The sequence below is a fragment of the Psychrobacillus sp. OK028 genome, assembly GCF_900103605.1.
Taxonomy (GTDB): Bacteria; Bacillota; Bacilli; order Bacillales_A; family Planococcaceae; genus Psychrobacillus.
Genome location: NZ_FNHY01000007.1, coordinates 158,944 through 185,509, shown reverse-complemented (window position 1 = coordinate 185,509; position 26,566 = coordinate 158,944). Strand labels below are relative to the sequence as shown.

Annotated in this window: 26 protein-coding genes, 1 pseudogene and 1 other annotated feature; of the genes and pseudogenes, 18 read left to right on the top strand and 9 right to left on the bottom strand. The window is 34.4% G+C overall.

Annotated features, from left to right (window positions below; genetic code table 11):
- The 4 genes from BLR36_RS13210 to BLR36_RS13195 all read left to right on the top strand — a co-directional run bounded on the left by BLR36_RS13210 (position 1) and on the right by BLR36_RS13195 (position 3,216).
- Entirely contained in the window at positions 1–900 is a 900-nt protein-coding gene (locus BLR36_RS13210; protein ID WP_093062213.1) for a carbohydrate ABC transporter permease, read from the top strand.
- Positions 901–910: 10 nt separating this feature from the next.
- Positions 911–1,729 carry a PfkB family carbohydrate kinase gene (locus BLR36_RS13205; protein WP_093062212.1) on the top strand — a complete coding sequence of 273 codons (819 nt, stop codon included), beginning with the start codon at positions 911–913 and terminating at the stop codon, positions 1,727–1,729.
- Between the two features lie 68 nt (positions 1,730–1,797).
- Complete coding sequence (locus BLR36_RS13200; RefSeq protein ID WP_175454079.1) at positions 1,798–2,538, top strand: GntR family transcriptional regulator; 741 nt, start codon at positions 1,798–1,800, stop codon at positions 2,536–2,538.
- Positions 2,539–2,553: 15 nt separating this feature from the next.
- The gene (locus BLR36_RS13195; protein ID WP_093062210.1) at positions 2,554–3,216 is read left to right on the top strand and encodes an HAD family hydrolase; all 663 of its coding nucleotides are present in this window, start codon (positions 2,554–2,556) and stop codon (positions 3,214–3,216) included.
- 160 nt (positions 3,217–3,376) lie between these two features.
- Here BLR36_RS13195 and BLR36_RS13190 read toward each other — a convergent pair whose 3' ends face one another.
- A complete protein-coding gene (locus tag BLR36_RS13190) occupies positions 3,377–4,132 on the bottom strand; it encodes an NRDE family protein (protein ID WP_093062209.1) in 756 nt (251 codons plus the stop codon).
- 211 nt (positions 4,133–4,343) lie between these two features.
- Between BLR36_RS13190 and BLR36_RS13185 the strand changes: the two genes are divergently transcribed.
- A complete protein-coding gene (locus tag BLR36_RS13185) occupies positions 4,344–4,886 on the top strand; it encodes a histidine phosphatase family protein (protein WP_093062208.1) in 543 nt (180 codons plus the stop codon).
- Between the two features lie 53 nt (positions 4,887–4,939).
- On the opposite strand, the gene brnQ is transcribed toward BLR36_RS13185, so the two are convergent.
- Positions 4,940–6,265, bottom strand: a complete 1,326-nt coding sequence (gene brnQ, locus BLR36_RS13180; RefSeq protein ID WP_093062293.1) for a branched-chain amino acid transport system II carrier protein — start codon at positions 6,263–6,265, stop codon at positions 4,940–4,942.
- A gap of 70 nt (positions 6,266–6,335) precedes the next feature.
- Positions 6,336–6,588 (bottom strand) — a binding site (T-box leader).
- Between the two features lie 216 nt (positions 6,589–6,804).
- On the opposite strand from brnQ, the gene BLR36_RS13175 reads away from it, so the two are divergent.
- Genes BLR36_RS13175 through BLR36_RS13165 form a run of 3 tightly spaced genes read left to right on the top strand, consistent with a single transcriptional unit; the run spans position 6,805 to position 9,471 of the window.
- On the top strand, positions 6,805–7,824 hold the full coding sequence (locus BLR36_RS13175; protein ID WP_093062207.1) for a hypothetical protein: 1,020 nt from the start codon (positions 6,805–6,807) through the stop codon (positions 7,822–7,824).
- 1 nt (position 7,825) lies between these two features.
- Positions 7,826–9,184 (top strand): hypothetical protein, encoded by a 1,359-nt coding sequence (locus BLR36_RS13170; protein ID WP_093062206.1) that lies wholly within the window; start codon positions 7,826–7,828, stop codon positions 9,182–9,184.
- Positions 9,181–9,471 carry a YkgJ family cysteine cluster protein gene (locus BLR36_RS13165; protein ID WP_093062205.1) on the top strand — a complete coding sequence of 97 codons (291 nt, stop codon included), beginning with the start codon at positions 9,181–9,183 and terminating at the stop codon, positions 9,469–9,471. The genes BLR36_RS13170 and BLR36_RS13165 overlap by 4 nt, the downstream gene beginning before the upstream one ends.
- A 137-nt stretch (positions 9,472–9,608) precedes the next feature.
- Here BLR36_RS13165 and BLR36_RS13160 read toward each other — a convergent pair whose 3' ends face one another.
- Entirely contained in the window at positions 9,609–10,409 is an 801-nt protein-coding gene (locus BLR36_RS13160; RefSeq protein WP_139185099.1) for a helix-turn-helix domain-containing protein, read from the bottom strand.
- Between the two features lie 362 nt (positions 10,410–10,771).
- Between BLR36_RS13160 and BLR36_RS13155 the strand changes: the two genes are divergently transcribed.
- From BLR36_RS13155 to BLR36_RS13125, 7 genes and pseudogenes are all read left to right on the top strand, one after another.
- Positions 10,772–10,966 (top strand): hypothetical protein, encoded by a 195-nt coding sequence (locus BLR36_RS13155; RefSeq protein ID WP_093062203.1) that lies wholly within the window; start codon positions 10,772–10,774, stop codon positions 10,964–10,966.
- Positions 10,967–11,266: 300 nt separating this feature from the next.
- Entirely contained in the window at positions 11,267–13,411 is a 2,145-nt protein-coding gene (locus BLR36_RS13150) for a Dam family site-specific DNA-(adenine-N6)-methyltransferase (protein WP_175454078.1), read from the top strand.
- 105 nt (positions 13,412–13,516) lie between these two features.
- On the top strand, positions 13,517–14,491 hold the full coding sequence (locus BLR36_RS13145) for a hypothetical protein (RefSeq protein WP_093062202.1): 975 nt from the start codon (positions 13,517–13,519) through the stop codon (positions 14,489–14,491).
- A 33-nt stretch (positions 14,492–14,524) separates the two neighbouring features.
- Positions 14,525–16,645, top strand: a complete 2,121-nt coding sequence (locus BLR36_RS13140) for an AlwI family type II restriction endonuclease (protein WP_093062201.1) — start codon at positions 14,525–14,527, stop codon at positions 16,643–16,645.
- 92 nt (positions 16,646–16,737) lie between these two features.
- Complete coding sequence (locus BLR36_RS13135; RefSeq protein ID WP_093062200.1) at positions 16,738–17,103, top strand: winged helix-turn-helix domain-containing protein; 366 nt, start codon at positions 16,738–16,740, stop codon at positions 17,101–17,103.
- Between the two features lie 155 nt (positions 17,104–17,258).
- A pseudogene (locus tag BLR36_RS19250) lies at positions 17,259–17,478 on the top strand (restriction endonuclease).
- A gap of 152 nt (positions 17,479–17,630) precedes the next feature.
- Complete coding sequence (locus BLR36_RS13125) at positions 17,631–17,828, top strand: helix-turn-helix transcriptional regulator (protein WP_093062199.1); 198 nt, start codon at positions 17,631–17,633, stop codon at positions 17,826–17,828.
- 320 nt (positions 17,829–18,148) lie between these two features.
- On the opposite strand, the gene BLR36_RS13120 is transcribed toward BLR36_RS13125, so the two are convergent.
- Genes BLR36_RS13120 through BLR36_RS13105 form a run of 4 tightly spaced genes read right to left on the bottom strand, consistent with a single transcriptional unit; the run spans position 18,149 to position 19,097 of the window.
- Complete coding sequence (locus BLR36_RS13120; protein WP_093062198.1) at positions 18,149–18,358, bottom strand: hypothetical protein; 210 nt, start codon at positions 18,356–18,358, stop codon at positions 18,149–18,151.
- Between the two features lie 38 nt (positions 18,359–18,396).
- On the bottom strand, positions 18,397–18,579 hold the full coding sequence (locus BLR36_RS13115) for a hypothetical protein (protein ID WP_093062197.1): 183 nt from the start codon (positions 18,577–18,579) through the stop codon (positions 18,397–18,399).
- Positions 18,545–18,925, bottom strand: coding sequence for a P-loop NTPase family protein (locus tag BLR36_RS13110; protein ID WP_093062196.1), 381 nt, complete (start codon positions 18,923–18,925; stop codon positions 18,545–18,547). Before BLR36_RS13110 ends, BLR36_RS13115 begins: the two co-directional genes overlap by 35 nt.
- Complete coding sequence (locus tag BLR36_RS13105) at positions 18,912–19,097, bottom strand: hypothetical protein (RefSeq protein ID WP_093062195.1); 186 nt, start codon at positions 19,095–19,097, stop codon at positions 18,912–18,914. Before BLR36_RS13105 ends, BLR36_RS13110 begins: the two co-directional genes overlap by 14 nt.
- A 957-nt stretch (positions 19,098–20,054) precedes the next feature.
- Here BLR36_RS13105 and BLR36_RS13090 point away from each other — a divergent pair.
- The 3 genes from BLR36_RS13090 to BLR36_RS13080 all read left to right on the top strand — a co-directional run bounded on the left by BLR36_RS13090 (position 20,055) and on the right by BLR36_RS13080 (position 23,432).
- On the top strand, positions 20,055–20,291 hold the full coding sequence (locus BLR36_RS13090) for a hypothetical protein (RefSeq protein WP_093062192.1): 237 nt from the start codon (positions 20,055–20,057) through the stop codon (positions 20,289–20,291).
- 326 nt (positions 20,292–20,617) lie between these two features.
- On the top strand, positions 20,618–22,234 hold the full coding sequence (locus BLR36_RS13085) for a GmrSD restriction endonuclease domain-containing protein (RefSeq protein WP_093062191.1): 1,617 nt from the start codon (positions 20,618–20,620) through the stop codon (positions 22,232–22,234).
- A gap of 298 nt (positions 22,235–22,532) precedes the next feature.
- Positions 22,533–23,432: a hypothetical protein gene (locus tag BLR36_RS13080; RefSeq protein WP_093062190.1), complete on the top strand. Its 900-nt coding sequence runs from the start codon at positions 22,533–22,535 to the stop codon at positions 23,430–23,432.
- Positions 23,433–23,521: 89 nt separating this feature from the next.
- Here the strand turns inward: BLR36_RS13080 and BLR36_RS13075 are convergent, their stop codons facing one another.
- Positions 23,522–25,924: a DEAD/DEAH box helicase family protein gene (locus BLR36_RS13075; RefSeq protein WP_093062189.1), complete on the bottom strand. Its 2,403-nt coding sequence runs from the start codon at positions 25,922–25,924 to the stop codon at positions 23,522–23,524.
- The gene (locus BLR36_RS13070) at positions 25,917–26,243 is read right to left on the bottom strand and encodes a nucleoside triphosphate pyrophosphohydrolase (protein WP_093062188.1); all 327 of its coding nucleotides are present in this window, start codon (positions 26,241–26,243) and stop codon (positions 25,917–25,919) included. The genes BLR36_RS13075 and BLR36_RS13070 overlap by 8 nt, the downstream gene beginning before the upstream one ends.
- Positions 26,244–26,566: the final 323 nt, after the last annotated feature.

The following is a 26,566-nucleotide window of genomic DNA, read 5'->3' as shown; positions in this document are numbered from 1 at the left end:
ATGACACTAGTGAATGTTGATAAATCTGTAAGCGCGGTGAAAGAAAGTCCTTTCTCTAAATTCAAATCTAGATGGAAAGCCAAACTCACCGTCTCAGGTGGACTGATTTATCTTGGACTTTTGTTGTTTGCTTTCATCATCCTTTACCCACTCTATTGGATGTTTATTTCATCGTTTAAGAGCTATGATGAGATTTATAATAATGTATGGAGTCTGCCTCAAGTCTGGCACTTTGAAAACTATACGACTGCATGGTCGAAAGGGATTTCTAGTTACTTTGTTAATAGTTTGTTTGTAACGATATCGACAATCATTTTAGTAGTGTTAATCGGATCTATGGCAGCATTTGTCTTATCTCGCTACAGAACGAAATGGATAGATATCGCGCTTATCTTTATGATTGGTGGCCTCATGATGAATCCTCAGGTAGCACTTATCCCGCTATTTGAAATATTATCTTGGGCGAATCTGATCAATACACACTGGGCGTTGATCTTGTCCTATGTGGCATTTCGTCTACCGCTCACTATCATTCTAATTCGTGCATTCTTTCTTAGTGTACCTAAAGAGTTAGAAGAATCTGCTATTATCGATGGGTGTAGTGAGATTGGGATTTACTTAAGGATATATCTACCACTATCCATTCCAATCTTGATCACTGCCGTTGTGTTAACAGCGTATTTTGCTTGGAATGAATTTATGTTTGCAACCGTATTTATTGATTCAACCGATTTAAAAACTATTCCTTCCGGGTTGATGTCATTTAAAGATGCATTAAGAACCGATTGGGGTGTTTTACTAGCTGGAATGGTGATTGCAACGATTCCAATGATAATTTTATTGATTGTACTTCAAAAATATTTAGTTCGCGGTTTGTCTGAGGGCTCAGTGAAAGGCTAAGGTGAAATAGATGAAACTCATTGCTGTAGGGGATAATGTAGTAGATTGTTATTTAGATAAGAACGTATATTTTCCTGGAGGAAATTGCGTCAATGTAGCGGTTAATGCAAAACGTGCTGGGGCTGAGGATGTCGCATATATCGGAGTATTTGGTAATGATGACAAGGCTCTGCATATACAGGATGTCCTTTCTAAAGAGGAAATTGAGTTTGAAGATGCACGTTATGCGATAGGAAAGACTGGACAGCCGCAGGTCGCGATTTCTGAAGATGGTGATCGAATTTTTGTTGGCGGTCCTAAAGATACTGTTCAACACCGTTTTAAAATCAATCTGCTACCGACAGAACTCGAAAAAATGAAAGAGTATGATGTGTGTCATATTAGTGTGTATTCTTCCATGGAAAGTGAACTGAAGAAAGTAGCTGCCGTTACATCTGTTTCTTACGATTTTTCAAATCGACTAGAGTTTGATTACATTCGAAGTATAGCCGATTCGCTTAGATTTGCTTTCTTCTCTGCATCCGACCTTTCTTCCCTTGAGATTAAAAAGTTGGTCCAGGAGTTGGCAGACTTCGATATCGAAGTGGTTGGCATAACGCGAGGTGATCAGCCTGCCATGTTTGTGCATAAAGAACAAATCTATCATCAAGTATTACGACCAATCCAAGTGGTGGATACAATGGGAGCCGGAGATAGCCTTATAGCAGGATTTTTAGTTAGTTATCTGAATGGCAATTCGATTGAACAAGCAATTCAGGACGGCACCATTTCAGCCGAAAAGACATGTCAAATTGAGGGCGGATTCGGTTATCCTAAAGAATTGAACTGATAGTGTTAGGTACTCTCCTTACTATTTAGGTACAATGAAAGTAAATGGGAATTAGAGGAGAGTTTGGTATGAGTAAATTACAACAATCAAAAGGTACTTCTACCTTTTTATATGAAGAGGCAATGGCTCATATAAGAGAACTGATTAAAAATCAAAACCTTCACACAGGTGACCAGATCCCTAACGAATCTGAACTTTGTGAAATATTGAATGTCAGTCGAATCACAATTCGCCGTGCCATTAAAGAGCTGATTGCAGACGGTGCCTTAGAAGTCGTGCATGGAAAAGGAACTTTTGTAAAAGCAAGTAAGACGCAGTTACATCTATTGAATTTGAAAGGATTCACAGAAGGTCTATCATCCGAAGAAAGAAATATTCAAAAATCCATTATCTCTAAAAAAGTTGTAGAGGATCCAGAAATCGGACGAAAACACTTTGGTGGAAGGTACACGGAATTCATAGAATTGGTTCGAAAAGTATTTGATGAAGATGGCTATTTGAGTTTGGATTACGCCTACCTGCCGACCGAACTATACCCGAATATCGAATCCAAGATTGAGGATCAAACATCAACTTTTCAGTTGATCAAATCAGCTTATAATATTAAATTTGCAAGAGTCAATAAAGAAATCGAATATTCATTACCCACACCAGAGATTTGTGAATGGCTAAATATCAGTAAGACGTCTCCTGTAATTCGGGTGAAGAAGATTATTTATGACCATAAAAATGAACCTATTCACTATTCTAGCTATTACTTAATTGCCGAACGTGTCAAACTATACATCGAAGCAGACTATAGTGAGTAAGAAGGAGGCTGTTAATTGATAAAGGGAATTATTTTTGACTTTGACGGTCTTATTCTTGATACAGAGTCACACCAATATGAATTGTTTCAACAGCTCTTTAAAGAACATAATGTAGAGTTGCCCTTTGACAGATGGCTAGCATGTATCGGAACCAAGACCGATTTTTCATTGTTCAGTTACCTGACCGAACAGAGTATCAACGAGATCTCTGAACAGCAGTTGAGGCTAGATTTTCAACAGCAGTTTGTGACTGGTCTAGCAGAGATGGAAGCGCGTGAAGGAGTTAGGGAATATTTGAAAGAGGCAAAGGAGCTAGGGTTATCGATAGGATTGGCTTCCTCCTCTGATAAGAAATGGGTAAGAGGACATCTTAGCAATCTAGGTTTACTTGACTATTTTGAGTGTATCTTAACTTCAGACGATGTCGAGTACGTTAAACCTTCACCGGAACTATATATCAAAGCAGTCAATTGTTTGGGACTGAAGCCAGATGAGTGTATTGCCTTTGAGGATTCAGTAAACGGTATGACAGCAGCGAAAGCGGCAGGACTAACTTGTTTTATCGTCCCTAACTTTGTTACTTCACATATGACGTTCAATGGGATGGATGGAAGATTGAATTCTATGAATGAAAAAAGACTTTCAGAGATTATCGAAACGGTTCAAGGAATCAGATGATAAATAATGTGAAAAATGAACCTCCAGAATTTCTGAAGGTTCTCCTTGGTGTTAATAACGTGGAATATTTGAGCACTCTATGTTAGATACCATTCGAAACTAGGTTCTAAGTAGTGTCTAACATAGGGGGCGTATTTATGTAGTTTTATATTTCTTTAATCTAGAAAGCAAAGCGATTTTCTTCTAGGAACTCTCCATTCTGGTAAGTTCGCTCTACAAACGTAATATGATTTTCTTTATCGATCAGTAAAACAGTGGATGAACGAGTGCCGTAGTTAGGGCTCTTAATAAACAATGGAGACAATAATCTCTCCATCTCTAAACCTACTCCTGTTTCAGGAAGTTCCAAATCATCCGCTATGGTTTGATCAGAGATAATATCAAATAGAGAGTCTATAGCTACTTCCGCAGGATGGGATTGAACATACTCACTCAATCTCTTTTTGCCCTTCGCAACCTTTGGCCAAGGAGTATTCAATGTATGATTGCTTAAACTATGTGTTCCGGGAGTAATCTCATTTATTTCATCTAATACATTATTGTAGTGGAGCAATTGATTTCCGTCGCCAACAACGACATTATAACCACCATAATTTCCTTTATGGTTCGAAAGTTTTTGAATAAAATCAGCTGGAGCATCACTATTTGCTAAAAAATCGCGCACAATATCCCCACGTGAAAATTGCCCCTGTGCCTCTGCAGGGTCCCGATAATTCGTCAACGCCGCAAAGCGTCCATCTTTCGTTACACCAAGCCAAGTCCCCATATGCATTAAATCACGCCCACCCAAAATATTCGGATAATCCTCCCAAAAACCAGCAGTCGCAGTTGGCCTTTCATAAAACTCATCCCGATTTGCCACCACTATCAGTTTATAAAATGGATGATCCTGAAAATGAACATTCACTAAACACATTCCCATTACTCCTTTAAATAGCTTTTTACTAATATTATCTTAAAAGATGAAGGTAAGCATTTTTTTACTCTATAGGATTAAACGATCACTTAAATAGCGACCTTATTAGGCAGATTGAAATTGAAATTTCAGCTGCTCTGTGGCTGACACAGGGACGCAAGTGAAAACATACATTAAGCACTAACCAGGGTAAATAAAAGGAGAAGATGCGTTGAATAGCTCATTACTTAATTCCCTTAGAAAGGGAGGATTTATACTCTATGTGAAGCATGGAGAAGCGACTGTGGGAAACGATTTACCTTATTTAAACTTTCAAGACTGTTTAACCCAAAGAAATCTTTCAGAAATGGGGCGTAGGCAGGCTATTTACTATGGAGAAATTCTTCAATATTTACAAATACCAATCAACTATCCTGTTTCCGTAAGTCCTTTTTGTCGGACAATAGAAACAGCACAGTTAGCATTTGGAAGTGGCAACGTTCAAGTTAATCCTTTTTGGTTTGAGGTAGTTAGGTTAAGTGGCAATTTACCTATTAGTGATAGCCAAAGAATTTTAAATAATCTTAAGTCTGTTTTAGAGACAATTCCAGAAGAGGGAAAAAATAATGTAATTATTGCTCACAGTTTTCCAGAAGGGGTTGGGTTAGGTCAATTAAATGATATGGAAACAGCTATTATAAAACCTAAAGGGATAGGAAACGGTTATGAAGTGGTTAGTAAATTATCTTTAGGAGATTGGAGTACATTAGATTAATAGCAGAAGGTTGCTTTATAATTGCTCCCTGTGTCTGACACAGGGAGAGTTTACTATTTTTCTAAAGTTTGTTTCTGGATGATCATCGGATTTCTTTTCATTACATATAATCCATATCCAATTGCAGTTCCTACAAGGGAAGGAACAATCCACCCGAGTCCAAGCTCTGCGAATGGAAGATAGCCCATAAAAGTATCAAAGATTCCAAATTTGAATCCAAATGCTTTTAGCCCATCATATACAGCGACTATTCCAGTTAACGTAATTGCTCCGACGTAGACATAGGACGAACCCCCAAATAGCGGATGAAAAAATGATAATACGATTAACACTATTGTAAGGGAATAGGTAGCTACTAAAAATGGGACACTAACTGATAAAATGGTGTTTAGTCCAAAATTGGCCAACCCGAAACTAATGAATGTAAAAAATAAAGCAATTTTCTTATAGCTAGCTTTCGGCAATAACGAATGAAAATAATTCCCACAAGCAGAAACTAAACCTACGCAAGTAGTGAAGCAAGCTAGTACAAAAATAATTCCTAGCAGCAAATTTCCCCATTGACCAAACAGTAAGGAAGAAGCTGCCGTAAGGAGCACACTACCGTTTTCAAATGACCCCACTCCAGCCATTTCTACTCCAATGTACCCAAGAGAACAATACACAACTGTAAGTAAGAACCCAGCTAACAAACCTGCTTTAAGCATTTCTCTTCGCATCATTTTACCGTCGGAAACACCTTGCTGCTTCAACGTAGTCAAAATGACAATTCCAAATGCGAGAGCAGCAAGGGCATCCATAGTGTTATAGCCTTCCAAAAACCCTTTCAAAAATGGGCTCTGTTCATATTCTAGTGTCGAAGGAGCTAACGAACCATTTTTTAATTGCATAAATCCTGTCACGACTAATACAATCATACTTAGCAATAAAAGAGGCGTAATAATTTTCCCCATAAGATCCACCATTTTGCTTTGGTTTAAACTAACTAAAAATACAAGAAGAAAAAACACAGCTGTAAAACCAAATAAAGCAACAGAAGAATCAGCGATAAACGGTTTTAACCCCATTTCATAAGCAAGTGTAGCATTCCGTGGGATACCCAGAAACGGTCCAATCGATAAATACACAATAACCGTAAAAACTAATCCGAAAATAGGGTGGATACGACCAGCTAGCGTACGAGCCCCGCCTTTAACAAAAGAGAGTGCAGTTAACACAAGTAGTGGAAGACCCACCGCAGTTACGATAAATCCAGCAATAGCGAGTGGAAAGTTTGTGCCAGCATTTGCACCTAAAAATGGTGGGAATATAAGATTACCAGCCCCAAAAAACATCGAAAATAACATTAATCCTACAAATAGCGTTCTAGACTTATTCATTTCATTCACTCCTTCAATAGATTGATCCATATTCAGTGAAAAAAAGGCACAAAAAAAACTCGCCCCTATAGAAAGGGACGAGATTACTCGCGATACCACCCTAATTCCGGAAATTTGTCTTTCACAAAAATTCCAGCACTCAGCCAACGTACTAACATACGTGATCCCAAGGTAACGGAGGATAAACCGGCAAAATTTACAAGAAGTTCAATTTTGCTTCTCAGAGATGATTTCAGAAAAGGACTTAAGCATCGACTTTCAGCAAGCGTCGACTCTCTATAGATTAAGTGACCATTCGTACTTATTCTCTTCAACGAATTTGGATTTGTATAATAGCTTATCAACAGAAAAGTGAATTGTCAATATACATAGAAAAGAGTTATTCACGTAAGTAGCCAGGAAGGATAATAATGTGGAGTGTTAGATTATTATAGTTCAATTGAATTATTTTAATTAAGATTATTATGTGAAAATAGATACACATAATTTTAGTTGTTTGATATGATAATTGTATTACATATTGAAAGAGAGAGATACATATGCCATTACCGTTAATTCCATTGGTCGTAGCTGGAGTAGCAGCAGCATCAGCAGCAGTAGCAGGAAAGAAGGGGTACGATTCGTACCAAAATATGCAAGAAACGAAGGAACTTGCACAACAATTAGAGTCTACATATAAAAGTGCCTATAAGAAATTTGAAAAAAGTCGTGATAACACAAATGATGACTTTGAACAGTATGGTCTGTTAAAACTACATATTTTAGATGGTTCTATGAAAGAATTTGTCGCAACATTTAAACAAATTAAGAACGTACATTTTAAAGGGGAAGCTGTAACTGATAACTTTGCCTCTAGTAAAGATATAGAGCAATTTGTACTGAATGTGGAGAAGCAGGTTGTAAAGGCAGGACAAGTGATGACTGCGGGTATAGCTTCATTAGCAGGTGGTGGTTTAGCAGCTATGGGTGCTATTGGTGCTACAACTACATTTGCAGCTGCTTCTACAGGTACCGCAATAGCTTCACTTAGTGGAATTGCAGCACAAAATGCTACATTAGCATTCTTAGGTGGAGGAGCATTAAGTGCAGGTGGGTTAGGTATCGCAGGAGGAACATTGGTATTGGGAGGCATTGCCTTAGCTCCTGCTTTAGCAATTGGGAGTTTGATCTTCGCATCATCCACTGAAAAGAAATTAGAGGAAATGTATACGAAAAAGGCGGAAGTAAATAGAGAAGTGGAGAAACTGAAATCTGCTACAAATGTGATGGCACAGATTAATCGGACAACGAGAAACATGCATGATTTAGCAGAAAGCACGAACGACTTATTTGTAAATACTATTAACAAAATGAAGGTAGTTATTGATCGGAATGGCAATGATTTCAGAAATTATTCTACGGAAGAACAAACGATCATTCATAACAGCTACAAGCTAGCTACTATTATGAGAGATATTTTAAATACAACGATCCTAAATGAACAGGGTGAATTAATGCCTAATATCCAATCGGTGATAACGGCTGAGAAGAGAAAAGTTTCAGCTGTTCAGGAGTATTAAAATGGTCGCATTACGCCAATCGGATATTGATTTTATCGCAGGACAAGTTGTTAGTGAAACGGTAGAAAGACAGGGCAACGCATTAATAGAAACGGTTGTAGGCAATGAGCGGTTAGTCGAAGTAGCCAAACAATACGTCAATTGTGCTAGTGATTTTACACAGGGACGTATGTTTGAAATTATTGAAACTACTAAGTTTAATGCCAATGCCGCTAAAGCCGGCAGTATGTTACGTGCAGTGACAACGGATCAGCTTGGGATGCCTCATCATGAAGCAGATATATTTATTCGCAATAAGAGCGGAGATATTTTACGTGAAGTGCAGGCGAAGTCTAGTGACAGTCCAGTTTCTTTAGCGAGCTATATTAAAGATAAGAAGTATGAAGGAATGGATAGACTTGTAAACACAGAACATAAAGAACGTGTAAGTGAACTGATGGATAGCCGGATTAATAAAGAAGGTATTTATGCAGATAATTATCGCGATGCTCAAAAGCATTTAAAAGGCGAATTAGAGCATGACGGGATTAAAAGTGGTGGCACAACACATGGAGATGCTAAACGAGCTGCTGAAAATCCTAATGCATTTGCATCAGAGATGAATCGAACAGAATTTATCTCAGGAGCTAAAAATGCCATGTTAGGAGGAGCATTAGCAGGTGCCTTTGTGGGTGGAGCAGTAAGTACCGCTCAAGGTGTATACAAAGGTGAGTTTTGTGTAAAAGAAACAGGTAAAGCTGCTGCAAACAGTGCTGCACGAGGAGCAGTTATAAGTGGTGTTTCCTATGGGTTGAAATACGTAGGCAGAAACAATGTGTTAATGTCAGGAAACGTAGTAACAACCCTTGCAAGTTCAGCGGTGAATATGACGGAATTAACCTATAAATTCCTATCCAAAAAAATTACCATTGAAGAATTTGTGGAGGGTTTAGGCGATAACGCATTGAGCTGTTTCTCAGGTATTATTATGACAGCGGCCGGCGCAGCATTATTTGGTCCAGTAGGAGCAGCTGTAGCTGGTACAGTAGCATTAATAGGTATGAAGCAACTTTATAAAGTATTTACAAATGCCAGAGAAGATTTGAGTTTAGCTATAGAAGCTCGTCTACAAGCTGAAGCACTATCTGAAATGATTATTAAACAGGTAAAAGAAGAAGAAAAATTATTAGTTTCTTATTATAAAGAGTATGAAACTACGTTTGCCGAGCTGAAGCAACTTGTAGACTTAGCAATCCTAGACGACAAACTAACAGAACAAGCGATTGTTTCATTAGCACATGGATTGAATGTGAAGATTAAATACGACACATTAGATAAATTCGAAGCATTCATGCTAAGTGATGAAGTGTTAGAGCTATGAGCGGCTTTCCATGTACATCTTGTGGAGCATGTTGTTCTTCCATTGAAGGAATAGAATTTTTAAGTGAATTTAATATCAATGGTCAATGTAGTAAGTTAGTAGACAATAAATGTACTATTTATAAATCCCGACCATTGTTATGTAGAATCGACGAATCCTATGAACAGATATTCTCAACACTGATGACAAAAGAAGAATTCTATAAACAAAACGCTCTAGCTTGTAATGCTTTACAAGAAAAGTTAGGGATTGATGATAGCTATAGAGTGTATATTGATAAATTTTAAATAATATAAGTATTATAATTTTGAGCCTTGCAAAAGAAGATATTTCTACTTTTGTGAGGTTTTTGTTTTGTATTTCTTCCGATGATAGTTGACACAGGGACACAGTTAAGAATCGAAAAAGTATCAGATGTTGTCATTCACTCCTCCTGTTCTTGAAAGAACTCGAACAACTCTCGTTTGCAAATTTCTTCAAAAACTCCAACAAAATACCCTGAGAGATTGCGAATTTTTTTCTTTTTCATGGCATGTAACGAAATCGTCAATACTTGATAGCCTACATTTTCATAAAACTTCTGCTCTTGAGGAAACAGCTGAATAGTACGGTAAGTGAGACTTCTGTAGACTCCGTATAAACGGCTTACTAGTTGCTGATCTTTTCCCAGCATAGCAAAAACGGTAGATTTAAATCGTTGGTAGAAAGTTGCCTTCCTGTTTTCAGGATAGTTATCCACAGAATTTACAGAGCAGACCTTTTCCCTAGAATACGTATTATGTAATAATTCTTTTTTAGAGATTAAAGAGATATTGGTTTCTTTTTGCAAAATGATGGGCTCATCGCTTTGTTTTACAGGCTTTGTCTCTTCTCTCCGAGTAGTCAAATGCGAGTGGTCATCAAAGGGTAAAATAACCAAGATATTAGCACCATAACCCTTAGAAACCCTACGAATAGTTGGAACCTTTTTAATAATCGCTAGCTTTTCTAATTTACGTAAAGTTCTTCTAACTGTAGCCTCTGATTTATCCATAGCTTTACAAATGGTTTCCACCTTCAAATGAGCAGCACCTGGAAACTTACATGCATACTGTGCTAACAAAGAGACCAAAGCGCAATCCGTTTCATTCATTTCCCCATAATTCGCCATCACATGTTTTTCCACATGCATATCCATTTCTTGAACGGTGTTAAATGATTGAAAATAATTTAGATAAATAGTCAATTCTTCCATCCTCCCATTTCACTAATGATAAGTCGCTGTCATTAACTAAATAGAAGGATTTCGGGGGAAAGGATACAGGTGGTTCAGGGAAATTTAACATAAGTTGGAGAGCTTACAGAAGATTGAACTTGTAAGTATCTATTACAAGTTCAAATTATAGGGTTTTGTAATGTCTCCCTGTGTTAGACACTCTTAAGAATGAAATGTAGATTATCTAAAGACTTTTGAAATAGTTAAAAATCTGATATTATTACTTATAAAGAAGATGGAATTAAGTTATTGGGAAAATTATTTAAATGAGTTTGGAAAGATTATTCCAAAAAACAGGATAATATCCTGACAATTGAAATGGAGAATTTTTTATGACAAATGACGAGGAACAGCAGGAAATTAAATTAGTATTAGAAGCAATGAAACAATTAGACAAAGAAGAACTCGAAATGATGTTATCTATAGGCAAAAGAATGTTGGTTGATGAAGAATATAAACAATATATTGTAAATGAAAGAGAAAAATTAAATAATGGAACATCTTCTTTATTTAAAAAAAATACATAACAATTCAAGCATTTCAATCTCCGATTATTTCATAGAGATATTGAAAAACAATTTTACTGTAAAGAATATCATACTACTGAAGGTAAAGAAGAACATAGGACTCTATTTGTTGATGGTGAGTACTTTGGTAGATTAAAGCATTTAAATATTGTTCGGCAATTAATTAACTGTAAAATTCTTAGTGGACTAGAAATAGTCCTTTTTTTATGGAAATAGGTTTTAACATATAAATAGTTGTGCTATAATTATCTTTACTTGTAAAACATATTAGTTGCATAGTTGCGCATTGAGAGGTGTAATATGAAAACTACAAAAGAGATTGAAAAGACGCATAAAGTTACCAGACAAACACTTCATAACTGGATAAATGAAGGGCAAATTTCTACTCCACATAAAGATTGGCGCGGATGGTTTGAATGGACTGATAGCAACGAAAGGGAGATAATAGAATTGTTGAAAATAAAGGAAAAGCAAAACAATATAACAATTCTAGACAAGCCAGGAGAAAAACTGAAAATACATAACAGACGTTACTTAGGTTCAAAGCAAAAAATGCTAGATTTTATCGATAAAATAGTAACAGAAAATACAACTGATATCCATACCGTAGCAGATATTTTTGGTGGTACAGGTGCAGTTGCAGATATTTTCCGAATAAAAGGAAAAAAAATTATTATTAATGATATACTTCATTCAAATTATGTATCTTACCTAACTTGGTTTGGCAATGCCGAAGTTGACTATGAGAAAGTTAAAAGGTATATAGGTGAACTTAATGATTTAGAAGCTTTTGAAGATAATTATGTATCAATTAATTTCGGAGATAAATATTTCTCTCTAAAAAATGCTCTTAAAATTGGGGCAATACGTGACCGTATAGAGGAATACACCGATTTAAACGAACGTGAAAAAGCGTTTTTAATTACTTCTCTAATCTATGCAATGGATAAAGTAGCAAATACAGTGGGACACTATGATGCCTATCGTCAAAAAATGGACAGCCTAAAGCCTATTCTTTTACGTGTACCTGAATTTAATGAAAACTTAGACAATGAAATTTATTGTATGGACGCCAATGACTTGGTAAGAAATATCAAGGCTGACTTAGTTTACATAGACACCCCTTATAATTCCCGACAATATGGCGATGCGTATCATCTGTTGGAAAACATAGTGGACTGGATGAAACCTCATCTTACAGGGGTTGCAATGAAAATGTTTAATCGGGAGCACATCAAGAGCGATTATTCTACTCAGAAAGCTCCAATTGTTTTTGATGATTTGATTGAACATATTGACTCAAAATATATTATCGTTTCATATAATAACATGGCAATGAAAGGAAACGGACGCTCTAATGCGAAGATTTCGAATGAAGAAATTATTACGTCGTTAGAAAAACGTGGAGAAGTAACAGTATATGAAACTCCATTTAAAGTTTTTACAACTGGAAAAACAAATATCGAAGATCATAAAGAATTGTTATATGTATGTAAAGTTAATCCAAAGACAAAAGAAAATTCCAAAGAAAAAAAGTATATTAAATCTGCTATCAATTACACAGGCGGCAAACATAAATTGTTACCACAATTAGCTCCTTTATTTCCAACTGACTACGAAAATTTTATTGATATTTTTTCAGGTGGTGCAAACGTAGGTATTAATGCAAATCCTAAAGGGAAGATCTATTTAAATGATATAGAACCACGTATAATTGAGTTATATGAATTATTGGCAAGGACCAGTTATGATGAAGTTTTGTGTAAGATAAACGAAATTATTAATCAATATGAGTTATCAGATACCAAAACTTATGGATATGAATTTTATGGTCTTAGCTCTGCCGATGGAGTGGGGAAATATAATAAAGTAAAGTATATGAAATTACGGGCTGATTACAATAATGGAATGTATGATAATGATAAGTTAAAATCTATCGTTTTCTATGTTTTAATCGTGTTTGGCTTTAACAACCAGATTCGGTTTAATAGAAAAGGTGAATTCAACTTACCTGTTGGAAAGAGAGATTTTAATATAAAGATGGTCAAGAAATTACAAGACTTCCAAATGACTTTAAAGAAAAAAAAATTTGTTTTTTGTTCTAAGGATTTTCGAGAATTCACTGAAATTGGAAAAGAAGACTTTGTTTATCTTGATCCTCCATATTTAATTTCAAATGCAACCTATAATGAAAATGGAGGATGGGGAGAAAAAGATGAAAAGAACTTATTTATTTTTCTAGATAAGTTGAGTGAGCAAGGAACTCGGTGGGCTTTATCTAATGTTGCTTTCCACAAAGGACAAAAAAACATTCTATTAATTAACTGGGCAGAGAAATATCAAAAACACATTCTAAATTACCATTACAATAATTCAAACTATCAATCAAAAGCTAAGGACAATGAAACACAAGAGGTTCTAATCACAAACTATAAAATTGAATAAAAAATTCACCAATGAAAACATTATTAATTCTGTAGCTACCTGAAATGGTAGCTTTTTTTTTGTTATAATTGGATTATCAAATATGGTAAAAGAATAGGAGAAAAAATGATATATTCTGTCGATAGGGTACAGTTTGATTCTGATGGCAATTTAATATTTTTTGAGTTTTATAATCGCAAGAAAGATAATGTGAAATTTGTAGAGAAAAAGTATAAATCTCTTTCTCTAATTTCGCATATAAGTTTGATTGGAGTGATATATGATGATCAATATAAGAATGGATCTAATATTATTGTTCGACATAAGGACGAAACCAAAAATTATAAATGGAATGATTATAAGGAATGGTTTGTGTTAAAAAATGCAGATAATTTGAGTAAATCAAAGTCTAAAACGCTAGGTTCAGCTACCCAAAACGAAGGAGATCCTTATGTGCATGATGTGTTAGAAAAAATACATGGAATTGATTTTACGTTAGACGATACTGGTTTAGGTATTACAAAGAGCGCATTAGAACAACAAGCTACGTTAGGTTTTGACTTTGACTTATTTGAAGATAAAACTAATACCATCATTGAATTTTTAAATAATGAGACTAAAGAAAAAATGAAAAATCCAATAGATAATTTACAAGCACACCCCATGAGATACTCATGGATATCCGAGTCAGAGCAGAAGGATTTTGCAAAAAGAATGAATGAAATAAACCCTAGATGGCAAAACCCAAGAAAAACAGATAATCGGCAAAAGTATATATCATTGTGGAAAGCTACACAAAAATTAAAGGGTAAATTATATCTTGTCAATTATAACCTAGATAAATCAGAAAATTTATCCGTTATTGAGATAATAGATTTAGATGAACATAAAGGTATAATCTCAGATATTTCTTATAAACTTACATATGTGGAATTGATTACTTGGTTGGAAATGATGAATGAAACTCCTCTAGAAGCAATTCGATATTTAAAGAAATTTCCAAATGAAGTTCGTTCTGAGGAGTTTTGGAATAATTATTATCAAAATCAAGATGAGTATGCGACTCCAAGAAGAAGTCATATAGGAAAAAATTATAAGTAATAAAAATATGGCTGTAAAGAAAAGAGGATAAAAGTGAAAGTTACAAAACTTGAACAGGTGTTTAATTTGTTTGATACTAATGGACGTAGAAAAGATGTTATTAATGCTTATAATATTTATACAAATATACTAGAACAAGTTTTAGAAGAAAGTGAGACTGGTGTATGGGGACGCTATCCAAACGAGTCTACTCAATTTAGATTTTATGAGCAAGCAATTGAGAGTTCTCCTGAAGTTTTTAAGCAACATTCAATGTATGATGAATTTGTTAAAGCTATGGAAGATCCAGATATAAAATCTGCATTTGATAAGGGAGATATAAGTTTTCTTAAAAAAACACAAAAATTAAAGCAACTTTATAATTATTTAGATAACGCCATAGAGGCAAGAGCACGCCACTATACAAGTAATTTAGTTAAAATTGGCTTGTCAGACGAACAACGTCAAATTTCGCCAGTGGGAAAATCATGGATACACGGCAAAAAATTGCGTAGAAGTAGATTTGAAAATCTATTACCAATTGATGATACAAATTTAATGTTTTTTAGACAACTATTAAAATTACGAATTTATACAAAAGATGGGGAAATGTACTATTCTCCGATGTTAATGGCAATTTATATTCTTTTAAATAATCAGCGAGTAAGTCAGGAATTGTTTGTTACGATGATTCAAATGTTGAATCCATATATACCAGTAGAACCATCTACATTTGTAAAAGAGTTTTTAGATGGTCATGCCCAAAAGTTGGAAAGAGAGTATATTCCATTTACTTTAAATGAAGCTTTCGATGAGATAATTAGCGAGCCTGTGCCAATGTCAAATGAAATCTTTACTAGGAATTTTTCAAGTGGGAAAAGTGAAAAAACCATCTCAGTTTATCGTGATTTTTACGAATGCTTAATTAGATTTAATTCCGAACGAACAAAAGAGAATCTAGAAAAAATTGTTGAAACTTTTTCAGATACCCAGAAAAAAATGATGATAAATAAGGCGTTTGGTTTTGGTCGCAATGTTTTCACTTTTGATAAAAGGGACAAATTAAATGTTAGTAAGTTTATGCAACTTAATGAAGAATTAGATATACTTACCAACGACGGTATAAATGAAAAATTATTTTTACAATTTCAAGCCTCAAAACGTCATGATAATATTCAAGAATATGGTGATGTTACTCGTCGAGTATTAAAAGTAACAGGTATTATTAGTTTTAAAAATGGTGTGGTTGAGTTAGCACAACAGGATTTATGGAAGAAATTTTTTGCTAAGATTAATTTGGAGAATATGATATTCGGAGAGTCAAAAAATCTTTTTTATGAGAGTTATGAAAAGGAAATGAGTTCACCATTCTTAAATCATCTTACCCTAGAAGAAATACTTGGATATGAGGAAGAAAATGTTGATAAAACTATTATTGAAATTAAAGATGCATTGAATCTCTCTAGTGAGGATGAAATTCGTCAAGTGATATTCAATAAAACAAGCAATGCATTCATTCAACACATTGAAACACATTACCCACGAGAGAAGATACTTGAAATTTTACCTCTGTTTTCAGATAGGAGTAATGACTTAAAAATTCAACAAATGGTTGCTGAAAATACTGATGTTCCAACCATATTTGAGTATGTGGTTGGGATTGCTTGGTATCATATTAGCTCTCAAAAATTTGATTTATTCTCTAGTTTGAATTTGTCGATGAGTGCAGATTTTGAACCTGAAACTCACGCAGGTGGAGGAACAGGAGACATAGTAATAGATTATGGAGATTATATCTTAATGCTCGAAGTTACGTTGATGAATAAGCAAGCTCAGAAACGTGGTGAGTGGGAGCCTGTCTTGCGACATGCAGCAAATCTATCGATTGAATCAGCCCCTAAAGGGGTAACTACTTTATTTATTGCTGACGAACTTGATGAGAATACCATAAATATCTGGCGAGCTGTTGCAACAGTGCCATTACAATCCTCGAAAAAGTCTAATATGTATGCAGAAACAGTTACAATTATGCCAATGAAAAATGAAGAATTGGCGAAAATGTTACATAGTGGTATGAATGAAGTTAACCTCCTTGAGAATATAGAAAAATCGTTTAAAAAGCTGTCATCGAATTTTGATATTGGGTGGCGGGATGAGATTTTAAGGAATTTATAAGAACCTGCTCCTAAAAATTCTGAGAGTGTCCAAGAATATAAGAAATTATTCGGTGTTAGGCAATCTTTAAGATAAGATTAGGAGTTGATAAAATGGCTGTACCAGGTTATCAAGATTTTATGTATCCATTTTTAAAGCAGTTAGAAAATGGGAATGAGTATAAACTGCAAGAACTATATGTTCTACTAGATAACCATTTCCATTTAAGTGATAAAGATATTGTAGAACTTTTGCCAAGTGGTAAGCAAACATTGTTGCACAATCGTATTGGATGGGCAAGAACTTATTTATCAAAAGCTGGGTTAAGCAAAGTAGTAAGCAGAGCTGTATTTAAAATTACAGATAATGGTTTAAAAGTTTTAGCAGATACATCTGTAACGAGGATTGATACTAAGTTTTTAAGTAAGTATCAAAGTTTTAATGACTTTGTAAAAAAAATACAATTGATAAACCTATAATTGAAGAAGTGGGAGATGTTGAACAAACTCCTTTAGAAATTATAGGACATAATTATAATGTCTTGAAAAATGAAATACAAGAATTGCTTATAGATAAGATTTTAGAATGTTCGTCAGCTTTTTTTGAACGGCTAATTGTTGAACTTATTGTTGCTATGGGATATGGGGGATCTGTAAAAGACGCAGGAAAAGCTATTGGCAAATCCGGTGATGAAGGAATCGATGGACATGATTTACTTGCAAGCAAAACGATGGAAATTAGATTCTACAATTTCGCGTCTAGAAATTCAAAAGTTTGTGGGCAGCCTAGTAGGTAATAAGGCAAATAAAGGTATTTTCATCACAACAATACTTAGATTTTACTTGTCTCATTAACTGTTAAGTTTTCTATACTAAAAAAGTGCCTTCACAGTTATTCTCTCTTTCTTTTACCTATCCTTAAGAAATCCCAGGGCAGTTAGTTTAAGAAAATTTTGATTTTTTACTACACCTAATGCAATTTATATTACAAATAATAGGGTGAGATAATGAAAAATAATGTGAAAATCACTAGAATTAAAAGTTCAATAACTCAAGAACAGCTAGCAAGAAAAATAGGTGTAACCAGACAGACGATTGGACTGATAGAAAAAGGTGAATATAATCCTAGTCTTCAAATTTGTGTTGCGATAGCAAAAGAACTGAATAAAACTTTAGACGAGTTATTTTGGGAGGTTGAGATTTAATAAAATCATGATATCATTTTCACTTCCACTTCCTCAAGCGATGATCAGATTCTAGAACTTTGAATTTCAGTAGAGAGTTAAATTTAAATAAATTGAAATTAATATTGTAATAGACAGTTAGTCCATTTACAAGAGTTAACTATTTTAATTTAGTGGAAGGTATCTTTTTAATTAAGGTACCTTCAAATCTTCTCACCTTTCTTCTCAAAATACCAATGCAACCGAAACTCACAACTCTACTTCGTCCACTCATAAATAATCTCATTCATCGAATAAATCACATCAAAATCCAAAGCAAAATCTCCATTTTCAAAAGTAATCTACCCTTTAGAAGACCCGCTCCATTTTGTCATAGGTATCCGCTCAAGTAAAGAAGCTACTTTCTTCAAACCGGTATCAATCACATCAATTTTTCTTCTATATTCCTTCGCAGTTAAGTAATCGGTAAAGAAGGGAGCAACTTCCTCAGCTTTTACTGGTTCATACCAATGATCCACACCTTTTGATAGCTTGTATTTAAGTAAAACCATTTTATAGCTCTTGGTCATAGCTGTTTTTTCTACTACTTCTAGCCAATCTTTATAAGATCAAAAGCTTCTAGTTCCTGCTCATTTAACCCTCCAGCTTCTTTCAGCATTCCTACATATGAAACGAATTCTTTTATGATGTTTGTTGCGATGGTTCCGGATTTCAGATGATAGTCAAGATAGGTTGGTCTAGTGCCCAATTCTTCTTTTAATCGAAATTTCATAGATTAGTCTTAGGTTATGGGATGCAGCATTTTTTGCCATTTCTTTTACTAACTCGATAATTTCTGTTTCTAGATTAAATGCACACAGTTCTGGTGAGGAAGTTTGAATAGTTTTTAGCGGAACTTTATTGGTGGAATCTGGTGTGAACACGGTTAGTTTTGTATATGCATTTCGATAGTTACCGTTCAAATTAATAATGACACAGTGAGATTTCCCTTCAGCTAGTCGAAGTCCAAGACCAATTTGGTGGTTAAATACTGCAACAAATTCTGTTGGACTTGCGATATCTGCCATCTTTTCTAATAATTGAACACGAGATAATTCTTCCCCATCATATCCAGTCAACTATCTTATTATTAAATGCATCTTGGCATTCTGCACCTTCAGGTAACTTTGATACCCACAAAACCTCATCATACTTTTTATAACTAGCAATAGGTTTTTGTTTCAATTGGGAAAGCTCATTAATATATTGAATTAACCTTTTTGCCTTCTCGTTCATAGGAACGATAGTCATTAAACTCACCTCATATCAATAGTTGTATATCCTCGAAATATGTATACCTATGCCGAATATTTTAACATACAATTTACAATGATTGGTGGTTTTGTTAGGATGAAGGTATGAAAATGAATGTGGGAAAAGATGAAAAAAGAAAGGGATTACATCTGGATTTATAGTTCTGAATAATCAGTTAGGTATATCGACTGGTTATTATATGTATGTGGAAATCAAATAATTCAAGCAACCAGTTCGTAAAATATAAGATAGAAAGAAGATGTATTATTATTTTTAGCATTTTTAGTTCTAAATGTGCGATATGCAAACGAAAAGCTGGTCCGTACCGTCTATATAAAAATCCCCAAGGTAAAAAAGTTAAGCTTTGTGTGGAGTGTACGAATTATGCGGAGAGACGAGCTTATCTTAAAATGAGATAGTTTTATTTAAGAGGTGATAGCTAAAAGCTGGAGTCTTGAAAAAATACTTTGATCATTATCAATTCAGATAAAAGAGGAAGATTAAATGTGGAATATAAGAAAAAAATCATGGAATTTGTAAATGATGAAATTGATAATATCTATAGTAATAACAATACTCAAATTAGAAAATTAGAAAATTAGAGGATGAAAATAGAGTGCTAAGTGCAACAATAAAGAAATTAGAAATGGATAATGGTGATTTATACTCCTGTTGAATTAGCTGTCTATGAAAATGGAAGTATGACAAAAATAATAAAGAAAATTGGCATAAACGCCTTGACTAATCAAGAAAAAATGGATTTTTATGTAACTAAACAAGAATTAAAACGAATAAGAAAAGAAATTAAACCTGGTTATATACATGTAATAGAAAATAAGAAAGTTAAAAAAAGCATGATATTAAAACTAAGATAGGCCTTCTACGGAATTAACGGTTGCAACAACTAATTTTGGTGATTCGTATGCACTTAAAGATATGAGTCCATTACGGAAAATGGGTTATCAGATTACTGATTCTACAAAAGTAAAGAGATGGACAATCTTACAAGAAGCTGTTTCAGCTATGGGTTTAAAAAAGGTGGTATATATTATTGTAGGAAATGTGAAATTAAGAAAAGGTCAGAAAACTGGTAGTAAAAAATTCAGATATGCAATTTCCGAATGGGAATATGATTTACAACGTTTGAAAGTGAACTATTATAAAAATGATTTTAAATGGCCAAATACTTAGGTTTTAAATATAAAAATAAAAATGATTCATAGAACTTTGCCAATAAAGAGGTGAGAGATTAGGATGATTAAAGTAATTACTTTAAAATATGTTTATGCATTAGTAAATGATCCTCATCATTGTTATAAATCTTGGAGACACTGTCACCATTTTTTCCGTTAATTGATGGTTACATGTGAATGGGCAACTTAAAATGGTTTAGAGTTTCTTCAATTTGTTTCTGACGCAGGAAAAAATATATTTATACTACTAGAACTTCTAATATTTCGAGAATGAAAGAGTTATTTGGTTAAGGAAGTATAAAAAATTTAAGGGGGAAAATGATAGTGATACAACCCGAACCACAAAGCGTGGGGTTATCTTCGTTAATAAATAATATTGAGAGTGGAAGGGTCAAAATCCCACAATTCCAAAGAGATTACGTATGGGAAAAAAAAGCAGCTTCACAATTACTGGATAGTATTGCAAAAGGGTTTCCAATTGGAACTTTCATTCTCTGGGAGACACAAGAAGAATTGCGATCCGTTCGTAATATTGGCAATCATACCCTTCCAGACACTCCAGTTGGACATATTGCTCAGTATGTATTAGATGGGCAACAAAGAATCACGAGCTTGTATACATGCTTTAGAGGGTTGAGTCTCTTAAGAGATGGAAAAGTAGATGACTTCTCAGAAATTTATATAGATTTAGAGGCTAAAGAGGATGAAGAAGTTGTAACATTAAACCATGATATAAAGAATCCTACACGTTATGTGAAAATTTACGATTTATTATATGGTGGAATCGGTGCACTTGCAAAGAAATATACAGAACAGGGTCTCATGAAAATAGATTTCTATAAAGCAAGGTTTACTTCTTATCAATTTTCATTAGTTATTCTAAAGAATGCACCTTTAGATGTGGCGACTGAAGTTTTTACACGGTTGAATGTTGGAGGAAAAACGCTGACGTTATTTGAAATTATGGTAGCCAAAACATATGACCAAATCAAAAATTTTGATCTGGCTGAAAGACTTGAAGTATTGATGGATGATTTAGGTGAAGACTATAAAACTATCTCAAGTTCAACCATTCTTCAAATCATTTCGCTTATTCTGAAAAAGGATTGTACTAGGAAGCAAATTCTTAAATTAGATAAACAACTATTTATTGATACTTGGGAACCTGTTACGGTTGCAGTAAAGAAAGCAATTGATTATTTTAAAAATCAATATGGTATTCCTGTATCCAAAATATTACCTTATGATGCTTTATTAGCACCTTTTTCTTACTTTTTTTACTATCATCCGGATCGACCACTTGATGAAAAGAAAGAATACTTACAGGATTTCTTTTGGAGAGTTTCATTATCAGAAAGATATTCAAGTGGAGTAGAAACAAAACTTGGCCAAGATATAAAAAGAATTGAGAAGGTTTTGAGTAATGGACTTCCAACTTATGATTATGAAGTAAATATTTCGCCAGACAGAATTATTGAGCAAGGATGGTTTGGAACCGGACGCAGTTTCATTAAAGCGTTATTATGTTTATTAGCATCCAAAGAACCAAAATCATTTGCTGATAATACGAAAGTTCATATTGATAATGCCTGGTTGCAGATAGCTACAAGCAAAAACTATCATCACTTCTTTCCAAAGGCTTACTTAAAAAATAAAGAACATGAAGATTATATCAACCATATCTTGAACATAACGATTGTTGATGATTTTCTAAATAAAAGAGTGATTAGAGCAAAAGCTCCATCTATTTACATGAGCGACTTTAAAAAAAATAATAAAAAACTAAACGAAACTATGAAGTCTCATTTGATTGATATGGACAGTTTTGGTATTTGGGATGACGATTACGATGTGTTTTTCCAAAAGAGAGCGGAACTTATCAGTCAGGAGCTACAAGAAAAATTGATTCTCAGAAGTAAAAAAGAAGTGGGGGTTGAGTAAAAATGAAGGTCTAAATAAGCTACCTTGTATTAGAAACATTCATGTTTTTTATACAAAGGGAACAAAAATTAATGATACTGTGTTTAAGGTAAGTAAACCTAACAAGGAGCAGTTAGGTTAACCAAGTATTAGTAGATTTTGAAGAGCTACTTGATTTAGTTATGAAATGCTAAGAAAATATACCTACAGATTTAAGGGCTTTACTACCGTTAAAGAAGATGTTTGTTTCATGATATCTTTACAACTTTTTCTGAAAAGAAATAGTTTATGAATAATACTATTTATGAAGGGTGAAATTATGCAGAATTTTATGGAAGTTTCTAGAAGATGGTATGAAAAAGCGGTAGATTGTGATGACAGTTTTGATCAATTTATTAGTATATGGATATCCTTCAACGCCATTTATGGACGGCGGGAAGGTCAAGAATTAGATAAAATAAAGTCAATTACCAACGAAATTAATGATGATACTATTAAAAATATCTTAACTTATAAAGAAGTAAAATTTTTCTGTGATATTGTTCCGTCTATTAGGTTTTTAGATAAGAAACAAGAAATAGCTGATACATCAGAAGACCAAGAAAAACTAAAAAGGAATATTGATAGAAACCCAAGGCTAGCTTTACGTAATTTAATGTTCATATTAAACAAAGTAAGGAACAATTTATTTCATGGTGATAAAAGAATAGAAAGTGTAAGGGATGTTGATATAGTAAAGAATGCGTATCCAATTGTTAGAGAAATAGTAAAAGGCCATTTGGGTTTAGATGACAACATGGAACCGATTAGGATAGAAATTCCATCAAACAATTCCATTGAAAAAGCTTTAATGATAAAAATTGAGGACCTCCAAGAAGAAATGTCTAATATAATTGATAGTTTTAATACAATACCTAAGGACAATAAACATCCGATATCCATTTTATTAGATAGAATTAACATGCAAGCAAATGGCATAGTACCAGGCTTTACTACTCCACAACAAATGGAAGACATTCGAAAAGGATTACTAAAACTATACGATCAGAACAAACCTGAAATTATTAGAGACATTGAGGAAGTCTACCATTTTGTAGATAAGAGGATGAAGGATGTAATTGATGATGGTTGTACTGAATTAGGCGTTAAACAGTTTTCTAAAGAGTATCTTGAGCTGCAGAGAAAATATCTCGATAAAGGATATCGTTTTAAAGTTTAGTTACGCTAAGACTCTATGTTTTATAATTATAATCCAAAGTTCATTAGTTCTAGGCAGATTTAAAGGTATCTACCCTATAATAGATACCTTTAAATCTTCTCACCTTTCTTCCCAAAATACCAATGCAATCGAAACTCACAAATCTCCTTCGTCCATTCAAACACAATATCATTCACCGATTCCATCACATTGAAATTCAACTTTAATACCCCATTTTCAAATGTAATCTTCCCTTTAGAGGACCCACTCCATTTAGTCATAGGCATACGCTCAATTAAGGAAGCAACTTTCTTCAAATCCGTATCAATCACATCAATCTTTCTTCTATATTCCTTCGCTGTTAAGTACTCGGCAAAGAAGGGAGCAACTTCCTCCGCTTTTACAGGCTCATGCCAATGATTTACACCTCTTGAAAGCATGTATTTCAGTAAAACCATTTTATAGCTTTTAGACATGGCTGTTTTTTCTACTTCTTCTAGCCAATCTTTATAAAGCTCAAAAGCTTCTAATTCCTGCTCATTTAATTCCCCAGCTTCTTTTAGCATTCCTACATAGGAGCCGAATTCCTTTTTAACGTTTGTTGCGATAATTCCCGATTTAAGATGATACTCGAGATAGGATGGCCTTGTTCCCATTTCTTCTTTTAGTCGGAAATATTCATAGATGAGTCGCTGTTTATGGGATGCAACTTTTCTTGCCATTTCTTTTACTAAGTCGATAATTTCTGTTTCTAGATTAAATACACATTGTCCTGGTAAGGAAGTTTGAATTATATTTAACGGAGCTTTATCAGTTGAATCTGGTGTGAATACAGTTAACTTTGTATCTGCATTACGATAGTTTCCGATCAGATCAATGATGACGCAGTACGATTTTTCTTTTGCTAGACGAAGCCCACGACCAATTTGCTGGGTAAATACTGTAATCGATTCTGTTGGACGTGCGAAGAGAAGAGTATCTACTGTTGGAATGTCGACGCCTTCATTGAACAAATCTACTGTAAAAATGATATCGAGTTGTCCGGATTCCAGTTGTTTTCTAGCACTCATTCGATTATTTCTTGGTGTCGTTCCACTCAAAGCTATAGACCGGTAGCCTGCTTTTTCAAAGTAATTACTAAGGAATTTTGCTTGTCTAACAGTGGAACAGAAACCGATAGTTCTTGTTTGTTTCCGCTCTATCCAAGCCTGTAATATTTTCTCCGCCATTTCTTCTCTTAATTGAACCCGCGATAGTTCTTCCTCATCATAGCCTGTACCCAACCACCGAATTTGGGAGTAGTCTGTGTCGTCGTAAACTCCGTAATAGTGGAAGGGAGACAGCCAGTTTCGCTGAATGGCATCGATAAAATGAATACGAATAGCGATGTTTCCATCACAGATGCTATAGACGTCTTTGTTATCTAAACGGTCAGGTGTTGCAGTGATGCCAAGTAGGAACTTTGGCTTAAAGTGCTCTAACACTCGTTCATAGCTTGGAGCTGCTGCATGATGGAACTCATCGATTACGATTAAATCGAAGGCTTGTGGATTGAATTGCTCTAGATGGAATTTTTGAGTTAGTGTGTGAATGGATGCAAAGACAAAGTCAGCATCCTTATTTTTCTCGATAGCATTGTATAGACCTGCTTTTTTTTCAGGGTGAACATGTAAGAATGAAGCTTTTGCTTGGTTCAATATTTCTTCCCGGTGCGCAATAAATAACACTCGCTCGAATTGCTCCGCGAAGAAAGCTGCTAAATAGGTTTTGCCAAGGCCAGTTGCTAGAACGACGAGTGCTTTGTCATATTCATCTTGCATGGTTTCCTGCAATGCATCTAAAGCCATAACCTGTGCTGGACGTGGAGTGAGCTCAGTCGGTTCTGTAATATAGGGTTCCGGTTGTTCATGAATTTTTGATTCAGTAACAATAGGTCCAAACATCACTTCTTGTTCTTCCGACTCAGTCCATTTTTGACTTAAAGGAACTGTCAGGTTTGCTTGTTCATATGCACTTGCATACGTTTCTAGCGTTTCTTTATTCAATGAGATGGTAGAGTCTGAATAAAACAGTTTCATAAATTCATCTGTTGCTTCCTCGAAAACAAGTCCACTAACTTCGGCAGGGGCATATAGATTCCATTCAACACCTCTTTGCAGTGCAGAGGCAGATAGGTTGGAAGATCCAACGATTAAATGGTTGTTTATTTCAGAGCGAAACAAATAAGCCTTCGGATGGAAGGAGATACCGCTACTTTTATGTAATCTGATTTCTGCTCCAGGTAGTTCCTTTAACAGCAATTCGAGTGCTTGGGGCTGCGTAATATATAAGTAATCCCCAACTAATATTTTAAGTTCTGTATTTCTAGCTAGTGCTTCTTTTAACGCAGGAAGCACTAGCTTAACACCTGATTTCATCGCGAATGCAGTTACCCAGTAAATACTAGTTGCATCCGCAGAAAGCTTCGTTAAATCTTGAATTAGATTCGATGTAATAAGCCGTAACTTACTCATCCTCAACCTCTATCAAATAAATTCCTTCTTCAAATCCACCACGTTTTTCTTTCTTCGCTATGCGAATTTTCTCTAGATCTTCATAAGTTGCTTCATGAATAGGAAGGGCTGCATGGATTAGCTCTAAAATGTCGGCTAATTCCTCTAGTGCATCTTGGTGGTTCAACGTTTCTTGGAATTCCTGTACTTCTTCATATAGTTTTTTCTTTATTTCCGTTAAGTGTTCGGAAGGATCTAGCGTTCGTGTAGTGAATTTGCTACCTGCGTTTTCGATCACTTGTGGTATTAGGTCGCGTACTAATTTGTTGTAAACTGGCATTGGATATCCTCCTTTTTCATTTATTATAGAGAAAATTAGAATTATTTGAAAGTAAACCTAGAATCTATAACAATCTTAACAGGCATAGAAAAAGAATTCTTTGATATATTCCATCAAAAGGAACAGAAAGTTTTTACAATTATTGAATTGGCTTTTAAACTAAATTAAACTTTGTTATGTTGTATGTGAATAATTTTCTGTATATAATGAATTTAGAGATAAATCAAAGAAAGACAGGATAAGCTAATATCCAGTCCTACAACTCATAACCGCAAAAGAGCGGTCGATCTTGTGTCTTAGATAATCGTCGAACCTTTGTTAAA

Coding starts and splice junctions, on each gene's coding strand:
- BLR36_RS13210 (WP_093062213.1), top strand. CDS start 1: ATGACACTAGTGAATGTTGATAAATCTGTAAGCGCGGTGAAAGAAAGT.
- BLR36_RS13205 (WP_093062212.1), top strand. CDS start 911: ATGAAACTCATTGCTGTAGGGGATAATGTAGTAGATTGTTATTTAGAT.
- BLR36_RS13200 (WP_175454079.1), top strand. CDS start 1,798: ATGAGTAAATTACAACAATCAAAAGGTACTTCTACCTTTTTATATGAA.
- BLR36_RS13190 (WP_093062209.1), bottom strand. CDS start 4,132: ATGTGTTTAGTGAATGTTCATTTTCAGGATCATCCATTTTATAAACTG.
- brnQ (WP_093062293.1), bottom strand. CDS start 6,265: ATGAATAAGTCTAGAACGCTATTTGTAGGATTAATGTTATTTTCGATG.
- BLR36_RS13175 (WP_093062207.1), top strand. CDS start 6,805: ATGCCATTACCGTTAATTCCATTGGTCGTAGCTGGAGTAGCAGCAGCA.
- BLR36_RS13170 (WP_093062206.1), top strand. CDS start 7,826: ATGGTCGCATTACGCCAATCGGATATTGATTTTATCGCAGGACAAGTT.
- BLR36_RS13165 (WP_093062205.1), top strand. CDS start 9,181: ATGAGCGGCTTTCCATGTACATCTTGTGGAGCATGTTGTTCTTCCATT.
- BLR36_RS13155 (WP_093062203.1), top strand. CDS start 10,772: ATGACAAATGACGAGGAACAGCAGGAAATTAAATTAGTATTAGAAGCA.
- BLR36_RS13150 (WP_175454078.1), top strand. CDS start 11,267: ATGAAAACTACAAAAGAGATTGAAAAGACGCATAAAGTTACCAGACAA.
- BLR36_RS13145 (WP_093062202.1), top strand. CDS start 13,517: ATGATATATTCTGTCGATAGGGTACAGTTTGATTCTGATGGCAATTTA.
- BLR36_RS13135 (WP_093062200.1), top strand. CDS start 16,738: ATGGCTGTACCAGGTTATCAAGATTTTATGTATCCATTTTTAAAGCAG.
- BLR36_RS13125 (WP_093062199.1), top strand. CDS start 17,631: ATGAAAAATAATGTGAAAATCACTAGAATTAAAAGTTCAATAACTCAA.
- BLR36_RS13120 (WP_093062198.1), bottom strand. CDS start 18,358: ATGGTTTTACTTAAATACAAGCTATCAAAAGGTGTGGATCATTGGTAT.
- BLR36_RS13115 (WP_093062197.1), bottom strand. CDS start 18,579: ATGAAATTTCGATTAAAAGAAGAATTGGGCACTAGACCAACCTATCTT.
- BLR36_RS13105 (WP_093062195.1), bottom strand. CDS start 19,097: ATGACTATCGTTCCTATGAACGAGAAGGCAAAAAGGTTAATTCAATAT.
- BLR36_RS13090 (WP_093062192.1), top strand. CDS start 20,055: ATGGGTTATCAGATTACTGATTCTACAAAAGTAAAGAGATGGACAATC.
- BLR36_RS13080 (WP_093062190.1), top strand. CDS start 22,533: ATGCAGAATTTTATGGAAGTTTCTAGAAGATGGTATGAAAAAGCGGTA.
- BLR36_RS13075 (WP_093062189.1), bottom strand. CDS start 25,924: ATGAGTAAGTTACGGCTTATTACATCGAATCTAATTCAAGATTTAACG.
- BLR36_RS13070 (WP_093062188.1), bottom strand. CDS start 26,243: ATGCCAGTTTACAACAAATTAGTACGCGACCTAATACCACAAGTGATC.